The sequence below is a fragment of the Ruegeria sp. AO1 genome (genome assembly GCF_056535985.1).
This window is the reverse complement of sequence record NZ_JBQFJC010000001.1, coordinates 686,706-706,748: the sequence shown is the minus strand read 5'-3', so window position 1 is coordinate 706,748 and position 20,043 is coordinate 686,706. Positions and strand designations below refer to the sequence as shown.

The window sequence follows — 20,043 nt, the reverse complement described above, 5'->3', positions numbered from 1 at the left end:
GTGTTCGCCGGGCTCGATCACTCTATGCTTAGAACCAGTTTGCCGGTGGTTTCACCGGCTTCCAAACGACGGTGCGCCTCGGCAGCTTGGGCAATGGGTAGGATAGTCAGCTGCGGACGCAGAACACCCGCTTGCAACAATTCAAATACCCTGGCCATATCTTCGTTGAACTGATCTGGTTGGTTGACGAAATATGTGTATATGTCGCTGACCCGGACCGAGATCGACTTCTGGAAGTGCTTCGCTAAATCCTCGGCAAAATTACCTGCGGGCGGACCGGCAAGGAACCCGAACAGAACTGCAGTGCCCAAAGGCGCCAGAGCGTCGAGGTCTGATTTCAGAGTTTCACCCGAGATCGGGTTCAGCGTCAGATCCACGCCGCGCCCTTCGGTGAGGTCCATCACCCGCTCGGTGACATCCTCGGTGCGATAGTCGATGACGTGATCGGCACCTTGATCGTTTGCATACCCAACCTTGTCGGTGCTGGTCGAAGCGATCACTGTCATTCCCAGATGCTTGGCAATGTGTAGCGCCATGGTGCCAACACCCCCGGCCGCAGCGTGAACCAGTACAGATTTGCCAGCTGCCGCGCCGCCCAGATTGACCAGCATGTGGTAGGCGGTCATCCCATTGACGGGGATTGCGGCTGCGGTTTCCAACTCGACAGTATCGGCCAACCGGGAGACATAGGGCGCAGCGATCACCGACTGGGTGCCGTATCCACCGGCACCAATCTGCCCCATCCACGCTACGCGGTCCCCGACAGAGAACCCTTCGACCCCCTCGCCCAGCGCCTCAACCACTCCGGCTCCCTCGACCCCGGGTACATGAGGCAGGTCCGGCATCATCCCCTCGGGCATTTCACCTCGACGGATGATCGTGTCAATGAAGTTGACTGCCGCGGCTTTGTTGCGGATCAAGATTTCCCCGGCATTAGGGGTCGGGGTCGCACGGTTTGTTTCGCGCAAAACATCTGGTTTGCCGGTCTGGGTGATTTCAATAGCGAAAGGCATGAGCTGTCTCCTTCTGTTGCGCGGAAGGTAGAGGCCACGTCGCTGGATGATAATAGTTGATATCAGGAGAAATAATCCCAAAAATAGAATAATGATCTACAACGACCTTGCCCTGTCTACAGTCGTCGCAAACCATCTCAGCTTTTCCAAAGCTGCGGAGCGTCTGGGGATACCGCTCAGCCGTGTCAGCCGCAGGATTGCAGAGTTAGAGGACCATCTTGGCACCAAACTGTTTGAGCGAACGACGCGGCAGGTGCGCCTGACGGAAGAAGGCCGCCGCCTTCTGGATCAATGTCAGGACCCGATCGAGGCTCTGCAAGGTATCGCAGGTTTTACGGACGACACGAGGCGCCAGAGCATCCGCATCACAGCGCCCCCGCTGGCCGCGCGCACGACCATTGGACCTCGGTTGTTGGATTTTGCGACACGAAATCCGGATGTGGCGTTTGAGATGACCACAACCAATGTCATGCTGGACTTCTTTCGCGACAATATCGATCTGGCCTTCCGCCTCGGCCCTTTGACGGATTCCAGCCTTGTCGCGAAACGGCTTTGGTCAGTTCCCTACTGCTTTTGCGCAGGACAGGGCTTCATTCGAGAGCGTGGGCTGGACAGGTCGGTATCCAGACCAGACTTTCTTGCTTTGCCTGCCTTGAATGCGGGTCAACCCTGGGCGCTGGAGAGCGGGGAAACACTGCACCCGAAGCACATCGCCCACAGTTTGACCGACCTTGATGTCATTGCGCAGGCCGCCCGTCGCAACCTGGGTGTCGCGATGCTGCCTTCAGATATGGTAAACGGCGAACTGCAACGGCTTGAGGTCACGGATGCCCAACCAATGACGCGGGACATGTTCGCCGTCTATCCCAGCCGCCGCCTGTTGCCCGCGCGGGTCAGGAAGCTGTTTGATTTCATGACGCCCGGCTGAACCTACCAATCAATTGCGACGCCATCGCGAAAGAACCCTCCGGTCGGGCCACCTTTCGGTAAGGTCGCTGCCCAGACAACGCCCCTGGCACCCTCGGAAATCGGACGCCCCCCGCCCCCCATATCCGTCGCAACCCAGCCGGGACACACGGCGTTGACGAGAATGCCCTGCGGTTTCAATGCGGCAGCGGTCTTGAGCGTCAGCGCGTTCAGAGCAGCTTTGGATACGCCATAGCCAGGCGTTCCGGCGGACATACTGGTCAGCGACCCCGCCCCAGAGGACACGTTGACGATCCGGGCATCCGTACCTCGTTGTAACAGAGGCACCGCCGCAATCGTGGTCTCCCACGGGCCGAATAGGTTCGTATCAAACGCGCGACGCACCCGGTCCAGATCGGCGAAGTGAACCTGTTGGTCGGTGTCATAGTCCACACCAGCGTTATTCACCAAAACATCAAGGCGGCCATAGGCCGATTCAACCATCAAGAAGAAGGCGGCGGCGACAGAATCCGGACTAGAGACATCCAGTTGCAAGGCTTCCGCCCCATATCCGATTTCATCCGCAGCAGCCTGCCCTTTTGCCAGATCGCGCGCACCCATCAGAACCTTCATCCCATGGTCTCGGGCCAATTGGCGGGACACTTCTTTACCAATACCGCGGTTGGCTCCGGTCACGAGTGCGATGCGCTGACTGGTCATGGTTACTCCTTCAATTCGCCTCGGCAGCGCGCTGGCCAGCAAGAGCCACAAGCCCACGGTCACCAGATTCCCAGATTGCCGTCATGGTCATTGATGTGACAACCCAGCGGTCGTCTGATTTCTCAAGCTCATAGTCATAGCGGCCACCAAGCACCCACAGACCATCATCAAAACGATGGGTTGCTGTGAAATCAGCCTGTGCCGTGGCGGATGTATCGGACAGGGAGGTGATGGTGTGATTGGTCACCATATGGTGCGTAGCGTCGAAACCAGGAAGAAAGGTGGACCAGCTCGCCACAAGCTCGTCAGCGGGTTGTGTGACCGGGTCTCCGCCCCAGAGGCTGGTATAATCCGTCGTGACGGTATCGGAAAACGCGCCGCGCACGCGGGTCCAGTCGTGGCGGTCGGCACCTGCCGCGATATCGGCAATGGCGGTCGAGATATCGGCTTGCTGCTCGGCAAACGCTGCGGTTCCGATCATTGAGACGGCCGCAAGGGTCGATGTGAGTTTTCTACGCATGAGAATGCTCCGAATGGATGAGGGTGGACGCTGAACAATTGCTCGGCGTCCTAACAGGGCTTAGTTGCTCGAACCGGCGCGAAAGTGGCCAGCGACGGTATCGGCCGCGCGAGTGACATCCTCGGGGTTGTCGTAGAAGTCGAACTGCGTCACATCCTCCAGCCATTGCGCGGTCGCCTCTCCTGCGAAACCGGCGAGGAAGGTCTGAACGCCCTGTGGGATCGCCGCGCTTTCCGAGTGCACAATGGCCAGTGGCTTGTCCAAACGCTGCGGATTGTCGGCGGGATGATAGGTCAGCCAACCTTCCCAGCCCGCATTGTTCCACTTGTCGTCATATTCCGGGATCCCGCCACGGTCGGCCTCATAGTAGTATCCGCCGATCGGCATCAGCACGCCCTCGGCACCTTCGGGGCCTGCTGCAGGAATGATCTGGCCACCAGCGGCCTCGGCGGCGTGGGACACCTCGATCAGCCCGGCGACACCTTCTGCACCGCCATAAACCGCCTCAACGATCTCTTCATTCTGCAACCATGGCGCAACAAGACCCAGCCGCTGTGCCAGCGGATTGCCTGAAACTGCATCGACCATGTACCCAGCTGAGGCGCAAATCCCCAGACCGTTGATGTGGTCGGCGTCGACTTCGGGTAGGGTCGCGACGAATGCGATGGCCGCTTTGATGTCCGAAGTCTTGGCCTCGGGGCTTTCGACAAAGCGCACGTTGTTCGGCAGATCGCCCGATTTACCCCAACCGCGGAAGTCAAAAGTGAAGGCGGCGAAACCACGTTCGGCCATCTCGCGGGCATAGTTTGCGGGCATCTGTTCCTGAACCGAGGTCCAGGCCCCGGTCACGACGACTGTGGGCAGCGGTTCAGATCCACGCTCTTCCGGCAGGTAAAGCGTGCCGGACAGCATAGCGCCTTCGTTCTCGAAGGTAACGGTGCGGGTTTCGACCTGCGCAACAGCGGCTGTCGAAGCCATAAGCGCTGCGGCGGTGTTCAGAGCGAGGGTATTCATAGCGATATCTCCCAAAATCTGTCTGGATGGGCACAAGCCCGATGACACCTGAGATATGCTGCGGTCAGCAGGGATACTTGCACCGGACTGCCGCGTTTTTGAAAGATCCTGCTTTAGACGGCATTTGCTGCGCGGAACGCGCGCGGGGTCTGCCCTACCACCTGTTTGAAACTGCGCGTGAAATGCGCCTGATCCGAAAATCCACAGGCCAAAGCGATATTACCCAGAGGGCGCGTGGGGTCTTCGATCATCTTCATCGCCTGCTCGACCCGGTAGGCCATGACATATTGCATGGGGGTCGAGCCCAGCGTTTCCTTGAAAACCCGCGCAAAATGCGAGGGGCTCATGCCCGCCTCAGAGGCCAGTTGATCGACCGTGATCGTTTGGTCCAAACGGTCCTGCACGTAGGCCAGCACCCGTTGATAGTGCTGAGAGGTAAAGCGAGCAGATAACTCAACTTCTTCAGCGCGGCGTTTGCCGTATTTCTGCAGCAGCTTGACTAGAAATACCCGGCTCATGGCTTCGAACATCACCGCCGAGGACATATCATCGGTCGCAAGCGCATCGCGTAGAATGACGCCCGCAGCGCATAGGTCAGGATCAGAAAACTGCGGCTGATCGTGAAACTGCTCCGGCGCCAGAAGCATACCGAGTTCCGACTGAGCAAAGCGCTGGACCTTGTCCGGATGCAAGGTGATCACGATCACGTCGGACTGCCCGTACCATCGCCACCCCGACCGCATCCCTGCCGGGGTCACGATGACTTCGTCTTTGCAAAAGGTGAAATCCCGTAGCGTGCCGTCCCGCCAGTTTTGCACACGATGCCCTTGTTCCTGAAGGTTCAGAAGGACGTGGTGTTCCGAAAATACCTCTTCCGGCATCCGATCAGGTTCGGCCCGAAAATACCGCACGGACATCAAACCAGCCGCCGAAGGGCGCTGCATCGCATCACTGTTCAGCAACGGTTCTGACGGGTAGATATCTGCGTATCTTAGGGGCAATGGGCGGCTCCGGCTTGCAATGCTCGATATGTGGGTTCTGCGCGCGCAGGGTCAAACGCTTTGTTGGCGCTTTATGTGGTCGATGAACAGCCTCAGGGGCATCATGGATTTATACTCGCGTGGGAAATACATGAAAATACCGGGGGTGGGGCCCAGATGGTCCTCAAGAACTGGTGTCAATACTCCGGTATCAATCAGTGGGGCAACATAAGCCCTGAAGGTATAGGCCAACCCTAACCCTCTTTTCGCCAGATCGACGGTTGCAGGAAGGGCGTTCGCGATCAGATTGCCCTGCACATCGACGGCATATTCCTCCTCACCCGATTGAAAACTCCACGGGGCAATCTGGCCCGAGGATTGGAACCTATAGCGTATACAAGTGTGCCCCAGCAGATCACGCGGCGTTTCCGGGATGCCCCGAGCCGCCAGGTAATCCGGGCTGGCGACGACGGTCACCGGAAGCGGCGGCGTCAACCGCACCGCCACCATGTCCTGCGCCACACGATCCCCCAGACGGAATCCAGCATGCAACTCCTCGCCCAATATGTCTGAAAGCGCATCCGTCAACGACAGTTCCAACTCGATCTCGGGATACGCGGCGCAAAAACTCTTGAGGATCGGACCCACGTAAAGGTGGTAGGCAAATTCCGGCATCGCCAGTTTCAACGTGCCCCGCGCGGCGTGACCGGTGCTACGCGCGCTTTCCACGGCCTCGGAGAGTTGATCAAAGGCAGGCCCCGCGCCGCGGATCAGGGCGCGCCCGGACTCGGTCAGGCTGATCGAGCGCGTTGTCCGAATGAAAAGCGCGGTGCCCAACTGGTCTTCCAACGCTTTCAATTGATGGCTAACGGTCGATGGCTTGATGCCCAGACCTTCGGCCGCAGCACGCAGCGATCCGTGGCGCGCGATGGCGGTAAAGATTTCAAGCGTGGCAAGCGGCAGGCGCATAGAGTTCCCGAACAATCTTATTATTCGATATCATACATGAAAGAAGTGCCAACAGGGTGAATTATCACGCACTACCGGGATTATTATCTTCGTGTCATCGTATTCAGGAGGACACAAGATGAACACTCTGACCAAAGTTGCTGCCCTCACCGCTGCTCTGATCACAGGAGAGACCGCCATGGCCGCATCCCCAGAAGACAATATCAAGGTCGTACAGGAGTTCTTCGCCGCCTATGGCGCCAGTGATCTGGACGGTATCGCAGCCGTGATGGACGAGAACGTCAAATGGCACATCCCGGGCCGCCATCCCTTGTCCGGCACCAAGACCGGTCGGGACGAAGTGCTAGCCTTTTTCGAACAACTGGGCACCGCTGGTTTTCAGGCAGAACCCATCTATTTCGGGGCCGACGAGACCCATGTGGTTGATATCCACCGTGGCTGGTCGAACGCCGATGGCAAACCAAATGTCGATACGACCTGGGCGCTCGTCTATCGGATCGAGAATGGCAAGATCGTCGAGGCAACCAACCTGTCCGCCGATCAGGACGCGGCAAACACGTTTTTCTGGTCCCAATACTCGTTGGCTCCGGTCCCTGAGCGACTGGCCAAGTAAACCATCAACAGGTGATTCAAGTGACCAATTACCCCGAAATCCGCGGTTTCATCGCCGACTGGTTTGCCCGGTTAGACAGGCTGGATCCGATCGACGCGTTCCTGCCTGACCTCCACCCAGATGTGGACTGGGACATGCCTGATATCGATACCACACTCAGCGGGCATGATCGCGTGCGGGCCTGGTATCGTGGCGTGCTTGAAACCTTGAAACGTCCAACAGAGCACCACGTTAGCAAGATCACAATCACGCCCGGCGCAGCCCAGTTCGAAGTTCTGTTTCGCGCGACGACCATTGCGGGGGACCACATTGAAGCCCGCGTTCAGGAAGACTGGCGCTTTGAAACCCGACCTGATGGCCGCCCGCTGATCACCCATTACTCCGCAACACTCCTGCAAGAGGCAGTTACATGAAAACCCTTGTCCTCACCGCTCACCCCGACCTGAACAAATCGCGCATCAACCGCGCCTGGTTTGATGCACTTTCAGAAGCCGCCGACGTGACAACCCGCGATCTGACCGCCATTGGCGGCGGTGAGATGCGCTTTGACATCGAAGCCGAACAAGCCCTCTTGCTGGCCCATGACCGGATCGTGTTCCAGTTTCCATTCTACTGGTATTCTGCACCCCCGGTGATGAAAGCCTGGATGGATCAGGTGTTGAACTATGGCTTCGCCTATGGGCCGGGCGGTGACAAATTGAAAGGACGTGAGTTCCTTATCCTTGTTTCGACCGGAGGTCCCGAGCACAGCTATCACGCGGGCGGATACAACAACTTTACAATAGCCGAGTTTCTGAAACCGTTCCAACAGACGGCGAACTTGGCCGGAATGACGTATCTAAGGCCTTTCGTGGCCCATGGCATGGCGGTGGCAACTCGAGAGCAGATTGAAGAGAACGTGCCCCTTATGCTGGCCTATTTGAGCGATCCCGAATTGGACCCCAAGGTGAGACAGGCCCGTTTGCTCAAACAATTGGAAGACGACCCGTCACTGGCAGCGGCGGTAAGCTGAGGTCGACCTATCCTGCGCCGGACAGAAAACACATGTTTTTCAGCCGGCGCGGGTTCTCTAACGTCCAATGACAGGTAAACTATCAGCGCGGAACAAGGGTGTGAGACCACGATGGCCGAGACTGATCACCTGAACCACTGGTTGATTTCCGGTGGTCGCCTGCTGGGCGACGAGAGGCTTATCGTCAAAGGGTATTGTGAAGGGTTGACCGCGCTTGGCGTGCCCTTGACCCGCGCAAGGATCGCGCAGAATTACTCAAACCCCTTGCTCAGCGCGTGGGGGATTATCTGGACACCCGAGGAGACCCGCCGCTACACCGTGCCGACCACGGTTTTGTCGACCAGTGCGTGGCACGGCAGCCCGTTCGAATATGTTGTCACCCAGCGGCGCCCACTACGCAAACGCCTGACTGATCTTGACGTTCTGGAGGAACATCCGGTCTATGCCGAGCTGGCTGAAGCAGGCGCCACCGACTTTCTGGCCATCCCGCTGGAGCACGGCAATGGCTCGGTTCAGGGCACCAGCTTTACCTCAAACGCAGGTACTGGGTTTTCAGACGCGCATATCCGCTACATCGAAGACACGCGATACGCACTTGCCGCAGCTTTGGAACCCATTGCGATGCGCCAATCGCAAAAGAGCCTTCTTCGGACCTATCTGGGGCACGGCCCCGCCGAAGAAATTGATCAGGGGCACATAAAGCGCGGAGAACACAGAACAGTTTCTGCCGCAATCCTGTTTGCGGATCTGCGCGGCTTTACCCAAAAGGCCTCAACCTGGTCCGAGGGCGATTTGCTTGCCATGATGGGTGAGTATTTCGAGATGGTTATGTCGCCCATCCAGGAAGAGGGCGGTGACGTTCTCAAATTCATGGGGGACGGCATACTAGCCGTTTTCAACATTGATGACGACGCGGAAGCCTCGTGCAGATCTGCGGTGCAGGCCGCAGAACTCGCCCTGACCAACCTGCGCGACTACAACGAGACAGCCGCCGAAAAGGGAAACGAGCCCATCGAGTTCGTCGTCGGCATTGATTTCGGTCGCGTCACCTTTGGCAATATCGGCAGCCCTGATCGTTTGGATTTCACCGTCGTCGGTCAGGCTGTGAACGTGGCCAGTCGCGTTCAGGAACTGTGCAAGAAACTGAACGAAAAGATACTGGTGACTCGGAGCGTCGCAGAGCACATGAATGGTAGCAAACAGTCAGCTGGCTATCATTCTATCCGCGGCTTGCAGAAGAAAATTGAGGCTTTTGCGATCCGAGCATAGCTCTTCAAAGTCAACTTTTCGCCGAATAAAGTTGTTTGCGTCGAACCTATCGCAAGGATTTATCGTTTACACAGCGCAAATGGAGCACATGCCTATTGGCTTGGACCAAACGGAAATAGTTTTTGGTGAGGAATATGGCTGGGGTGGTAGGATTTTTTGTCAACATATTGAAAATTAACAAAATAAAGGAAATGGGGTCAATGGGTAGTGTTCGGAAATTGGTTTGTGTCCAATATTGTGCCTCACTTTTCTGCTTTTGACTTTTTGGACGTAAGCGAGTTCGCCGGTCATACGATTTGCGCGGGATCGGGGCGGGAAGCAGACCTTCGCTGCACCGTTCGTCGAGGTCCGCAGAATGGCGATAAGCAGGCGTTGGTTAGGCTCGGAGACGGCTTATGAGGTGCGCCAAGCGTGATGTCAGTGGTAGAACGGCTGGATCCAAGCATTTCAAAACCAAACTTTTTGCACCCTTGTTAATCAAAAGAGATAGGGTGAGGCTTCAAGTGGTGTAGCTGCATTCGGAGGATCGTATTTTGAGCCTCGTCTACCTGTGGGCATTTCTCGTCACGCTTGCGCAGGTGTCTTTAGCCTTCGGAGTCACTGTGCATGCTGTTCTGAGAAAGCGCGATACACGCGCGGCCATTGGCTGGTCAGCCCTTGCTTGGCTTGCGCCGTTTGTTGGCTCGTTGGCGTACATCATACTGGGTGTCAATCGGATCAACCGGGCTGGCACACGGATGGGCCTGTCAGACACCATGCGCCAAATTCCAGGCTTCTCTCTCTCGGAAAGTGAGAGAGTGTTGTTTGAAGAGGCTAATATCCAACTACCTCACTTGGCCGGATTAGCCCGTGCCGGGGAAGCTCTTAGCGCAAAGCCACTCTTGCCGGGAAACACGGTCGATTGCCTGCGAGATGGTGATGAGGCCTTTCCGGAGATGATCGCGGCCATAGATAGTGCCAAATTATCGGTTGGATTGTTGAGCTATATTTTTGACAGCGACCGAGCAGGAGAAGAATTCTTGAATGCGCTCGTCCGCGCCAAGGATCGCGGCGTGGTAGTGCGCGTTCTTATCGACTGCGTTGGCGCGCGCTACAGCAAAGAAAATATGGTTACTCGTTTGGAAGAGGTGGGCATTGAAGCCGCGAGTTTTCTTCCTACGAGCGGGTTCTCCTCACGCCGCTTTTCAAACCTCAGAAATCACAGAAAAATCCTTGTTGTGGATGGCTGCATTGGCTTCACAGGCGGCACCAATATTCGTGAAGCGCATTGCCTGAACCTCGATCCTGAGGCGCCGACACAATGCCTGCACTTCAAATTCGAGGGGCCAGTGGTAAGCCACTTTAAGCAAGTATTCGTTACGGATTGGGCCTTTACCACCGGTGAGCAGTTGAGCGGCCCGGCATGGTTTCCAGAGCTTACCCGCCATGGCACGGTCTGGTCGCGGGGGATTTCGCACGGACCAGACGAGGATTTCGAGACGCTCAGCAAACTCATTTTCGCAGCGCTGTCGGCCGCGCGGGAACGGGTGCGTATCGTCAGCCCATATTTTCTACCGGATTCTCGGCTGATAGAAGCGCTTTCAGTGGCGGCGCTCCGTGGCATCAAGGTCGAAATCTACCTGCCATCCAACAACAACGTTAAGGTTGTCGAGTGGGCAGCTATGGGGCAGATCGGGCAAATTTTGGAACATGGTTGCCGGGTTTTCTTCACCAAGCCACCGTTCGATCATACGAAACTCATGCTCGTGGACGACGTTTGGGCTCTTGTTGGAAGCACAAATTGGGATCCCAGAAGCCTGCGATTGAATTTTGAGTTCAATGTTGAATGCTATCATCGAGAGCTGTCGGAAAAACTCCATGCCATACTTGACTCAAAAGCACTTGGCGCTCGAGAAATCAGCCTCGAAGAGATCAATGATCTCCCGCTTTTGGCCAAATTGCGCAACGGTTTCGCCCGGCTACTTTCCCCTTACCTGTAGGCAGCCAAACTTAGCCTTACACCCGAACGTCCAAGCGAGCGGTCTGAGAGGTAGTTCTTTTTTGGTATCCGCAACGCCCTTAAAAACTTGACCCAAAATGGACAATGCAGAGGGTTTGTCCGAAATTGAAAGGGAAGGCTGAACGTCCCTTTGTCTATTTCGCGGTGTTGAAAAGTTGCGCCAACAAGCTCGTGTGGCTATCATCTTGATATGGAATTTATTGTGGGTGGCATAGTTACGGTTGTTCTGGTGATTTGGGGCGCGGCCTCATTTTGGCGAGCGCCCTCAAATGACCAAAAAAAGGAAAAAGACAAAAAGTAGCGGCATCGTCTGCAAGAACTTTGAGCACGCCTCATGGGATGCATCATCATCCAATTCACCAAACAAACGTATTCGCCGACTTTAGGGATAGCGTTGCAGCGACGACAGGGTGGACATTGCCCCCTTTCTCAATAGACATTACCCATCGAATACTCGCGACCAGGTCTCCTGATCCAAAAGCGAAACGAGTTGATCACGTGAGTCGATTACCGCGCTTATCGCTCGATCTCTTTCCCGATCCAGTTCACTAAAAATGGCTCTTGTGGACGATGCCGATGCTGATTTGTCCGTGGAACCGAGAATGGCATTGTCCGCAGAACCTTCGACCGCGGCACGGAACCGATCAACGGCAACTTCCAAGTCGCTCACAATTTTCAAGGCCGCGGTCCGGACATCGCTGTCTGCGGGCGAAATAGCCTTATCCAAGGCGGGTCTCAGCGTATTGGGCTCCAGAAATAATGGTGCTAAATCAGACGATCCGTCCAAAAAGAAAGTGACCGCCGTTATCGTCGCAATTACTGGCATATCATAACTCCAAGCTGGTTCCCAAAGCGACTAAGTCTGCCTTTTCGTACAAAATTTCAGCAACTTCCGGCCAGTAGTCTTCCGGGACTGCTGCCTGCAATTGCCCCTGCAATACCAGCAGGTTATCGCGTTGCGAACGGCGTTCGGTGTCATATCTGTCTGAAACAGCTACCAACTTGGAACGTTTTACAGAGCGGTTGGCGGACAACCGGTTGAATTCTTCAATAAAGGCCGCGTGCGCCTGGATCATCTGTGTTGAATTCGCCTCAATCTCCCGGGCGACCTGAACCAGATCTGAGCCATCATCAGAAGGTATCCGTTCCAACGCGGCTGTGAGCTCAGAATTTATGTCGCCGATCGAACTACTGCGGTCGAACGGGGCACAACTTGAGATGCAACAAAGAGAAGCAGCAGCGGCCAGATTGATAAAATCTCGCCTCGACAGAGAGGCATTGCAGGTAGCTGCCATCGTGTTTCCCCCTGATCTGTGATCCACCTATTTTTAGATCGCGTCCTTTGTTGCCGTGCTCACTGAAGACGGCCCAATCTTCAGAAAACACTCAGGTATTCAATACATCCGCGAGCCGTGCTGGATAATGAGCCGTGCAAGACTGCCTAAATCTTAATCGTTCCACAATGACATTTAAATGTTAGGATGTGAGGCACTGCTTTTCAGACAATTTTATCAATAGGGGGGAAATACGATGGCACCTAATCGGCGCGACTTCATGAAAACTGTTCCAGCAATTGGGGCCGCGTTTGCGGTAAGTCCTACTTTTTTGTCGGAAGAAGCAGCAGCACAAACCACATCGACAGCCGCGCCATTAGAAGGCCACTTTCACCCTAAAGGAAAAGCACCGTCCGAGCACACGCTCAAAATCCTGGCCGAAGCGAAAGAAACACTGCCTTTCTCAGACACTCAGGACTTTGACGAAGTTGCCAAGGGTTTCATTGCCCAGATGCCGGAACCTCAAATAATGGCAGACGCGGGCAATGTCGCCTGGGACCGGGGCGCATTTGATTTCATCGACGAGCAAGACGAGTACGACAGTATCCACCCGTCATTGATGCGTATCAGCAAGCTGAATCAGAACTATGGTCTGTACGAGGTAATACCCGGCATCTATCAGGTGCGCGGGTTTGATTTGTCCGACATCTCATTCGTGCGCGGTAAAACGGGTTGGATCGCCATTGACCCGCTGGTTTCGGCCGAAACGGCGCGAGCCGCGTGGGAATTGTTCTCGGAACACAAAGGTGAAGGGTTGCCGATTACGGCCGTGATCTATTCTCATTCCCACGGCGATCACTGGGCAGGTGTTCGTGGCATCGTTTCGCAGGAGGACGTCGATTCCGGCAGTGTCGAAATCATTGCTCCGCGCGATTTCATGGAACACACAATTTCCGAGAACGTGTTCGCGGGAAACGCAATGAACCGTCGGCTATTTTACCAATATGGTCTACTGTTGCCCGTGGCCCCGCATGGGTTCGTCAATCAGGGTCTCGGCAAGCGCGTTTCAGCAGGTGCCACTGGCCTGATCGCGCCAACCCGGATTGTCGAGGATGACATCGAAGAATTCGAGGTCGATGGCGTGCGGATGATCTTCCAGAACACACCCAACACAGAAGCGCCATCTGAGATGAATACTTACATCCCAGACATGAAGGCCCTGTGGATGGCAGAAAACGTCACGGCCACGTTGCACAACATCTATACATTGCGTGGCGCGCCAGTGCGCGATGCCCTTCGATGGTCAAAATACATTTCTCGTGCCCTGTTCCTGTTCGGGCAAGAGGCAGACGTCATGTTCGCTTCGCACCATTGGCCGCGCTGGGGCAATGACCGCGTGCAGCAGGTTCTGAGAGATCAGCGCGACCTTTATGCCCATATGAATAACCAGACCCTGCATCTGGCCAATCAGGGCGTGACGATTAACCAGATACATCACCACTATGAGCCGTCACAGGGTTTGCAGCAGACATGGCATACACGTGGCTATCACGGCTCACCTCAGCACAATTCGCGCGGCGTTGTTCAGCGGTTCCTTGGATTCTGGGATTGCAATCCCGCGACCCTGATACCGTTAGAACCAGAAGCTTCAGCTCCGCTCTACGTCGAGATGATGGGCGGCAAAGATCCAATTATGGCCAAGGGCCTGGAACTACACAATGCAGGGCAATACTTCGAAGCGTCCGAGATTCTGAACAAACTGTTCCTGTCGGATCCATCAGATCAGGAAGTAAAAGATTTGTTAGCAGACGTTTACGAACAGCTTGGCTACCAGCAAGAGAACCCGGGCTTGCGGAACAGTTTCCTGTCCGGTGCCTATGAGCTTCGTTCTGGCATCCCCACCGGTGAAACGGCCGACACGTCCAGCCCAGAGGTGATACGCGCGATGTCGACTGAGCTGTTCCTTGATTTCCTTGCGATCAAAATGGACAGCCGCAAGGCCGAAGGCATCGAGTTTACGATGAACCTAAGCACACCCGACAATGGTGAGATGTTTGCGATCGAGCTGGCCAAGGCAACACTCACAAATGTCGAAGGTTTCGCTTTCGATGAGCCAGATCTCACTCTGACTTTGAACCGATCCGATCTGGAACTTGTGATGACTGGGGAGGCTGATTTCGAAGATTTGCTGGCCGACGGCCGCGCAACGGCTGATGGTGACGTCAGCGTTCTGATCAAACTCGCTGGAGCCATGGTTGAGTTCGATCCTTTGTTCGAAGTTCTGCCTGGGACAAGTACCGGTCCAACAGAAGTAGCAGAGGCTGAGCCGTTGCAGGCAGTGACCGGTCAGGTCGTTATCGAATGATGTTACACGCGGGTCCCTTCGGACCCGCGTTATCCACTTTTGCAATCCAATACGATTTTGACGATGTAATCCAAATCACCCGAGGAGACTTCAATGGCTGATCTTGTTGTTCTTTCATTTGATGGTGTCGACAGTGCAGATGCTGTTTTGACAAAACTACGACAGCTCAAAAAACAGGAATTGATCGACCTGCTGGACGCCTGCGTCGTTGTGCGACCCGAAGAGGGAGACATACACATTAAGCAGTCAGTGAACATGACCCGAATTGGTGCCAGTACGGGCCTGAGCACCGGTGCAATAGTTGGTATGTTGGCCGGTATTCTTGTTCTCAACCCACTCGCCGGCATGGCAGTGGGAGGTTTGGCCGGGGCGGCAATGGGAGCGCTTGGAGGGTCCCTTTCCGATTACGGCATCAATGATGATTTCATCAAAGAACTGGGCGAGACCATCCAACCAAATTCATCGGCTCTGTTTCTGCTTGTCGCCAAGGCCACACCGGACAAAGTGATCGCCGAGATCGAACAATACGACCCGAAGATACTTCAGACGTCCCTGTCGCAGGAACAAGAAGACAAACTCCGCGAAGCGCTCGCCGCTGCGCATAGCCAGTGATTTTTTGATAGAGATCGGTCGCCAAGCCAAAGTGTGGACGACCTTCTTCAAATCATAGGGCTTAGGTTGGGAGCACTGCAATATGGTAGGCGAATCCGCTAATTGGCATGGGGAAAACACCGGGCGCGTCGCAGATGCGCTCGTCAAGCTTGGCCAGATTGGTTTCTGGGTTCAACTGGTTTTTTTGATCATTGTCGTTGTACTGGGCGGCGTTGTCCTTGGCGTTGTCGGAGGCGGCGCAGGCGTGGGCAACGTGCTGTCCTTCTTAGGTTTGATCCTGCCCGCTTTCACCACATTTTGGTGTTGGCATTACTTGTCTTTGGGGCGAAAGCTGAAAGAGACTGGAGATGACCCCTCAGCCGCCCGGCTTCAAAGTCGCGTGTGGATCGGCGTTTGGGTCGGCACAATCGGCGCTGTTCTGACAATCGTGTCATTGTTCGGAGCCGCATTTGCGCTTTTGGTCACAATGCTTGCCAACCCTCAAGTCGGCTTGCAGATATCCGCAGCTGAAACCGGTGCCAGCCCCTACACGATTTCGGCGGTTGATGCCGTCAGCATCATGACCCTACTCTTGACGCTGACCGCTGAGCTGCTTGTTGTAGCGATTTCTTTGCGTATCGTTTTCCTGATCTCTCGTTCTCTGGGAGGAGAGGATGCCTGAAACCTTTAGTAAGGGAACAGCATTGGAGCGATGATCACCGCGACAGTGCCGGTCAGTATTGTGAGCGGCACACCGAGTTTGAGGAAGTCAGCAAAACTATACCCCCCGGGAGCAACGACCAATGTGACCACAGGTGTTGAGATCGGAGTCGAAAATGACGCGGATGCAGCGATCAGAACACACAGCGCAACTGGGTATGGTGAAATCCCAAGTGCTTCGGCGGCTGAAATTGCAATCGGCGCAACAAGTACCGCAGAGGCAGTATTGGATAGGACTAAGCCCAATAGGGCCGTTAAAACAAAGATCGCCGCCATGACTGCGCGCGGACTGGCTTCTCCGACAAGGTAAAGCAGTTGGTCGACGATTATGTCCGATCCGCCCGTAGCTTGCAGCGCGTCGGCAAGTGGCAACATCCCGGCGATAAGAACGAGGCTTGGAAGCTTTACGGCGCGATACGCGTCTTCAGCGGAAAGAGTGCGAAGCAAGACTGCCGCTACCGCGGCCATCAGTACTGCAGTAGTTATTGAGACGAGTTCTGAAACTGTCAGGGCAACCATCGTAGCCATGATGGCAATCGCAGCCCAAAAACCCTTAGCTGCCGGTGGGACGGATGTCCGCTCATTTGGGAAGGACAGAAGCACCAACATATCATGCCTTTCAACCGCGCGATCCAAGTCTTCCCATGATCCGGCAAGCATAAGACGATCGCCTGATTGCAAAACTGCAGTGTTGGGGTGTTCGACGGGCTCGCTGTTTCTCACCAGGCCAACAATCTCAATCCCTTTGGATTCGAACCCGGGTGCATCATGCATTTGTCGACCAATCACATTAGCCTCGGGGTGGATCAATACATCCGCAAGACCCAACTGATCGATCCAAACAGCGCTTGATTTCTGAAAACCCAGAGTTTTGGCAAACAACGCATTGGTTGATAACTCCGCCAGTGCGTCTTGGGATCCTCGAATGAAAACAATGTCACCCGGTAGGAGTTCCATACCTTCCCGAAACATGGCTGCGAGGTACTTTCCTTTGGCGCCAGGCCGCAGTCGAACGAGTATTGCCGTGCCACTTCCCGTCAGCTTGTCAACGCCCTCTGAGAGTACTTTGGCAGTGACCTTCAAAGTCGCGGAATGCCTATCCAAACCAAAGGTTTCCCACATACCCGCAAGCGTTGTTCCGGAAATTGCGAACTCTTGCTCATCAGGGGTCGACTTGGTTTTCAACCGATAGCGGCCCCAAAACAAAACAAACAGGACTGCAACAACCAGAACCGACGCACCGATCAGAAAAAAGGAAAACAAACCGAAAGGTTGGTATCCCTGCGCCACCAACTCATCACTTACGACAAGGTTCGGAGGCGTGGCGATCAGGGTCAGCATGCCACTTATCAACGCGGCATAGGACATTGGCATCAAAAAACGAGCCTTGTCGTTTGCCGTTTCTTGAGCAATTCGCAGAATGACCGGTATGAAAATTGCGACGACGGCTGTTGAGCTCATAACGCTCCCCAGAAGCGCCGTGCTGATCATGATAAGCACCAGCAATCCAGTTTCACCACGACCACCGTGCCGCATGATGGCGTCCCCTACTGCGCGAGCAACGCCGGTTCTATCCAACATTTCGCCCAGCACAAGAAGGCAGGCGACAAGGATTACAACGCTGTTCCCAAAGCCCGATAGGCTCTCCCCAATTGTCAGCGTGCCGCTGAGGGCAAGCGCAAGAACAACTATCAAGGCAACGAAGTCATAGCGAACACGGTTGCTTGCCATCAGCACGCCCGCGACGGCAATCAGAGCGAACACAAATCCGGCTTCATTCGTCATTATACTACCCCCTTCAAACGATAGGGCGTCCATCCATGCGTGCAAATTTCAGGTGGTCGCGTCAGCCATATCCACGCCTGCTTCCCGCAGCAGTTCAAACTTCACAGCTGTTGCACTGACCTGTCGATAAAAGGCAATCAGCTGCCGCGTCGGGCCTTGAAGACGTGTCAAACCTACGGTGGCGGCGACGACTGTGCCGACATCCGTATTGCCTTCCAGGACCTGCCAACCGCCCACGACAAGAACACCCACCGTCCCCGCTCCGTTAATGGCGCTGAGTACAAATTTCGAAGACAGCTTCCAGACGAATATCCGGGAACGGGTATCGTAGATCTCGTCAAATTTAGGAGTGATCTCCGCGGCCGAGCGATCAGGGTCAACAAGCCAGTTTGTGGCTTTGCGCAATGTGTGAACTCTGTCTGACACAAGGGAGTTCACGCGCGTCTGCACGAGAAGAACAATAAACACCTGCGGGACAATCATGCCAATTGCAATCAGTCCCAGAGAGGGTTGATTGGCCGCAATATACCCAACAATCACAACAAGGGTTCCGGCTTGTACGATGGGTTCAGACAGAGCGCTACCAGAGAACTTTCCTACTTGTTCGGCTTCAGCCGACACCATTGTTGCTTTGGCACCATAGGCAACTTTCTCGGAACCCGCCGGGTTTTCGCGAGACAGATTGCAAATACGCTTGCGCAGCTTGCGGATCATGTCCTCGCCAAGGACGCTCGAAAGATACCCCAGCACCCATTTCAGCGCGAGGCTCAGGGTTATCACCGCGCCCATAGCAGCACCAAGCCACAGCAAGCCTCCGGGGCTTATGTTCTTTTCGGTCAGACCGTTCACGATTTCCTTCTGGTAGTTCAGTGGAAACGCCGCCAGGGCGGCAATGGCCAGCGACAGCAAGATGTTGACCACCTGACGATGTCCCGTAGTTCTCAAGATAGATTTATAAAATTCGATCACTCGATCCCCCAAAATCCAAGAGCACCTTTGCTTGAAGGTGCGGGTGCATTGTTGTGACTGCACCCTAACACTCAATCCAATCTGAATATAAATCTACCTTTTCTCCGGCCTAAGCGACTACGTTTGTGACGCTCGGATTCAGGAGCAACCAGATGAGTGCAACACATACCGTGGGAATTTAGAGCGGCCGCTGAAGTCCAATCCTGGAGAAGCGTAGCTGCATTAAGTAGTCGAGAGATCTCGAGCACGATTTGTTGGATTGGCCGAATTTCAGGTTGACCAAAATCTGAGATTAGTACGAACGTCGGCTCTTGATGCTACAACGCAGCATGTGATTGTACTTTGTATGTCCGTTTTGGGCCGGGCGTGTAGCCTTAGATTGGAGGTACGGCACGTACGGTGACCGACTGTCTGGCCGCCACCCTTTCGCGATGTATCATATAAAGCCCCGCACTGATGATGATGGCAATGCCAAGCAGGCTAAGCGTGTTCGGGAAGTCGTTGAAAACAAGATAGCCGAACAAGGTTGCGACCGGCAGCTCAAAATACTGCAGCGGTGCCAGCGTGACGGAAGGCGCAAAAGACAACGCATAGGTCATCATCATGTGGCTCACCGTCGCAAAAAAGCCAGCGCCCAAAAGCCACAACAACGCGATATCTGTCGGCCAAACGGGATCAAACAAATCAGAGCCGGAACCTTGCGCAAAAATTAGAGCTGGAATGCAAAACAGGCTGGCGATCAGGCCGGTGTGGAATTGCAGGGTCACAGGGTGCACCCGACGCGACAATCCCCGGGTCAAAAGAATGTAGAAAGCGAAGGCAACTGCCGTGCCAAGCGGAATAATGGCAACCGCGCCGAAAGCTGCGAAACTGGGCTGGATGACTAACAACACCCCGACAAACCCCACAAGCGCCGCGCCAACGCGACGCGGGCCGACGTCTTCACCAAGATAGAACTTGCCGACCAACAAGACGATGAAAGGGGCAACGAACACGATTGCCAGCGCATCGGCAAGGGGCATCACCCGGATTGCGGCAATGAAGCAAAATGTTGCGAACACCAACAGCAATGAGCGGAAAACCAGCACCATCACCTGACCTTTCGCCACGCGCAACGACAGTCCCATTATCCAGATGAAAGGCGCCATTAGCGCGCATTGCACCACAAACCGGGCAGCCGTAATCTGCCCAACTGGCACACTGGTCGACGCGAGTTTCGCAGACACATCCAGCAAAGGAGCGGTTAGGCAAAACCCCAGCATCAGCGCAACGCCAACAAGGGTGCGATCCGGTGATTGAGGTATGGGTTCAGCAGAGGTCATCG

20 protein-coding genes are annotated in these 20,043 nt (G+C 55.1%); 9 read left to right on the top strand and 11 right to left on the bottom strand.

What is annotated here, in order from left to right; all coding sequences use genetic code 11:
* Positions 1 to 17: 17 nt before the first annotated feature.
* Entirely contained in the window at positions 18 to 1,013 is a 996-nt protein-coding gene (locus ACR3FB_RS03405) for a quinone oxidoreductase family protein (protein ID WP_480564109.1), read from the bottom strand.
* A 91-nt stretch (positions 1,014 to 1,104) separates the two neighbouring features.
* On the opposite strand from ACR3FB_RS03405, the gene ACR3FB_RS03400 reads away from it, so the two are divergent.
* Positions 1,105 to 1,941, top strand: coding sequence for a LysR family transcriptional regulator (locus ACR3FB_RS03400; protein WP_480564106.1), 837 nt, complete (start codon positions 1,105 to 1,107; stop codon positions 1,939 to 1,941).
* 2 nt (positions 1,942 to 1,943) lie between these two features.
* Here ACR3FB_RS03400 and ACR3FB_RS03395 read toward each other — a convergent pair whose 3' ends face one another.
* The 5 genes from ACR3FB_RS03395 to ACR3FB_RS03375 all read right to left on the bottom strand — a co-directional run bounded on the left by ACR3FB_RS03395 (position 1,944) and on the right by ACR3FB_RS03375 (position 6,122).
* A complete protein-coding gene (locus ACR3FB_RS03395) occupies positions 1,944 to 2,639 on the bottom strand; it encodes an SDR family oxidoreductase (protein WP_170374420.1) in 696 nt (231 codons plus the stop codon).
* Positions 2,640 to 2,649: 10 nt separating this feature from the next.
* Entirely contained in the window at positions 2,650 to 3,159 is a 510-nt protein-coding gene (locus ACR3FB_RS03390; RefSeq protein ID WP_480564103.1) for a nuclear transport factor 2 family protein, read from the bottom strand.
* A gap of 60 nt (positions 3,160 to 3,219) precedes the next feature.
* The gene (locus tag ACR3FB_RS03385; protein WP_170374415.1) at positions 3,220 to 4,173 is read right to left on the bottom strand and encodes an alpha/beta hydrolase; all 954 of its coding nucleotides are present in this window, start codon (positions 4,171 to 4,173) and stop codon (positions 3,220 to 3,222) included.
* A 113-nt stretch (positions 4,174 to 4,286) separates the two neighbouring features.
* A complete protein-coding gene (locus ACR3FB_RS03380; RefSeq protein ID WP_480564100.1) occupies positions 4,287 to 5,174 on the bottom strand; it encodes a helix-turn-helix domain-containing protein in 888 nt (295 codons plus the stop codon).
* A 51-nt stretch (positions 5,175 to 5,225) separates the two neighbouring features.
* Positions 5,226 to 6,122 carry a LysR family transcriptional regulator gene (locus tag ACR3FB_RS03375; RefSeq protein ID WP_480564097.1) on the bottom strand — a complete coding sequence of 299 codons (897 nt, stop codon included), beginning with the start codon at positions 6,120 to 6,122 and terminating at the stop codon, positions 5,226 to 5,228.
* A gap of 118 nt (positions 6,123 to 6,240) precedes the next feature.
* On the opposite strand from ACR3FB_RS03375, the gene ACR3FB_RS03370 reads away from it, so the two are divergent.
* The 5 genes from ACR3FB_RS03370 (at position 6,241) to ACR3FB_RS03350 (ending at position 10,995) form a co-directional block, all read left to right on the top strand.
* A complete protein-coding gene (locus ACR3FB_RS03370) occupies positions 6,241 to 6,735 on the top strand; it encodes a nuclear transport factor 2 family protein (protein WP_425085066.1) in 495 nt (164 codons plus the stop codon).
* A 20-nt stretch (positions 6,736 to 6,755) separates the two neighbouring features.
* Positions 6,756 to 7,148, top strand: a complete 393-nt coding sequence (locus ACR3FB_RS03365; protein ID WP_425085065.1) for a nuclear transport factor 2 family protein — start codon at positions 6,756 to 6,758, stop codon at positions 7,146 to 7,148.
* Entirely contained in the window at positions 7,145 to 7,747 is a 603-nt protein-coding gene (locus ACR3FB_RS03360) for an NAD(P)H-dependent oxidoreductase (RefSeq protein ID WP_480564094.1), read from the top strand. Before ACR3FB_RS03365 ends, ACR3FB_RS03360 begins: the two co-directional genes overlap by 4 nt.
* Before the next feature lie 111 nt (positions 7,748 to 7,858).
* Positions 7,859 to 9,016, top strand: a complete 1,158-nt coding sequence (locus ACR3FB_RS03355; RefSeq protein ID WP_480564091.1) for an adenylate/guanylate cyclase domain-containing protein — start codon at positions 7,859 to 7,861, stop codon at positions 9,014 to 9,016.
* Between the two features lie 533 nt (positions 9,017 to 9,549).
* The gene (locus ACR3FB_RS03350; protein ID WP_480564088.1) at positions 9,550 to 10,995 is read left to right on the top strand and encodes a phospholipase D-like domain-containing protein; all 1,446 of its coding nucleotides are present in this window, start codon (positions 9,550 to 9,552) and stop codon (positions 10,993 to 10,995) included.
* Between the two features lie 459 nt (positions 10,996 to 11,454).
* Here the strand turns inward: ACR3FB_RS03350 and ACR3FB_RS03345 are convergent, their stop codons facing one another.
* Together ACR3FB_RS03345 and ACR3FB_RS03340 are read right to left on the bottom strand one after the other, a co-directional pair.
* Entirely contained in the window at positions 11,455 to 11,841 is a 387-nt protein-coding gene (locus tag ACR3FB_RS03345) for a hypothetical protein (RefSeq protein ID WP_480564085.1), read from the bottom strand.
* A gap of 1 nt (position 11,842) precedes the next feature.
* A complete protein-coding gene (locus ACR3FB_RS03340; protein ID WP_480564081.1) occupies positions 11,843 to 12,310 on the bottom strand; it encodes a hypothetical protein in 468 nt (155 codons plus the stop codon).
* A 259-nt stretch (positions 12,311 to 12,569) separates the two neighbouring features.
* On the opposite strand from ACR3FB_RS03340, the gene ACR3FB_RS03335 reads away from it, so the two are divergent.
* From ACR3FB_RS03335 to ACR3FB_RS03325, 3 genes are all read left to right on the top strand, one after another.
* The gene (locus ACR3FB_RS03335; protein WP_480564079.1) at positions 12,570 to 14,654 is read left to right on the top strand and encodes an alkyl/aryl-sulfatase; all 2,085 of its coding nucleotides are present in this window, start codon (positions 12,570 to 12,572) and stop codon (positions 14,652 to 14,654) included.
* A gap of 93 nt (positions 14,655 to 14,747) precedes the next feature.
* Entirely contained in the window at positions 14,748 to 15,266 is a 519-nt protein-coding gene (locus ACR3FB_RS03330; protein WP_058284048.1) for a DUF1269 domain-containing protein, read from the top strand.
* 82 nt (positions 15,267 to 15,348) lie between these two features.
* Positions 15,349 to 15,927 carry a DUF3611 family protein gene (locus tag ACR3FB_RS03325; RefSeq protein WP_209251444.1) on the top strand — a complete coding sequence of 193 codons (579 nt, stop codon included), beginning with the start codon at positions 15,349 to 15,351 and terminating at the stop codon, positions 15,925 to 15,927.
* Between the two features lie 5 nt (positions 15,928 to 15,932).
* Here ACR3FB_RS03325 and ACR3FB_RS03320 read toward each other — a convergent pair whose 3' ends face one another.
* The 3 genes from ACR3FB_RS03320 to ACR3FB_RS03310 form a co-directional block, all read right to left on the bottom strand.
* Positions 15,933 to 17,750 carry an SLC13 family permease gene (locus ACR3FB_RS03320; RefSeq protein WP_480564077.1) on the bottom strand — a complete coding sequence of 606 codons (1,818 nt, stop codon included), beginning with the start codon at positions 17,748 to 17,750 and terminating at the stop codon, positions 15,933 to 15,935.
* 48 nt (positions 17,751 to 17,798) lie between these two features.
* The gene (locus ACR3FB_RS03315) at positions 17,799 to 18,782 is read right to left on the bottom strand and encodes an ABC transporter ATP-binding protein (RefSeq protein WP_480564075.1); all 984 of its coding nucleotides are present in this window, start codon (positions 18,780 to 18,782) and stop codon (positions 17,799 to 17,801) included.
* A 311-nt stretch (positions 18,783 to 19,093) separates the two neighbouring features.
* A complete protein-coding gene (locus tag ACR3FB_RS03310; protein ID WP_480564073.1) occupies positions 19,094 to 20,041 on the bottom strand; it encodes a DMT family transporter in 948 nt (315 codons plus the stop codon).
* Positions 20,042 to 20,043 lie beyond the last annotated feature (2 nt).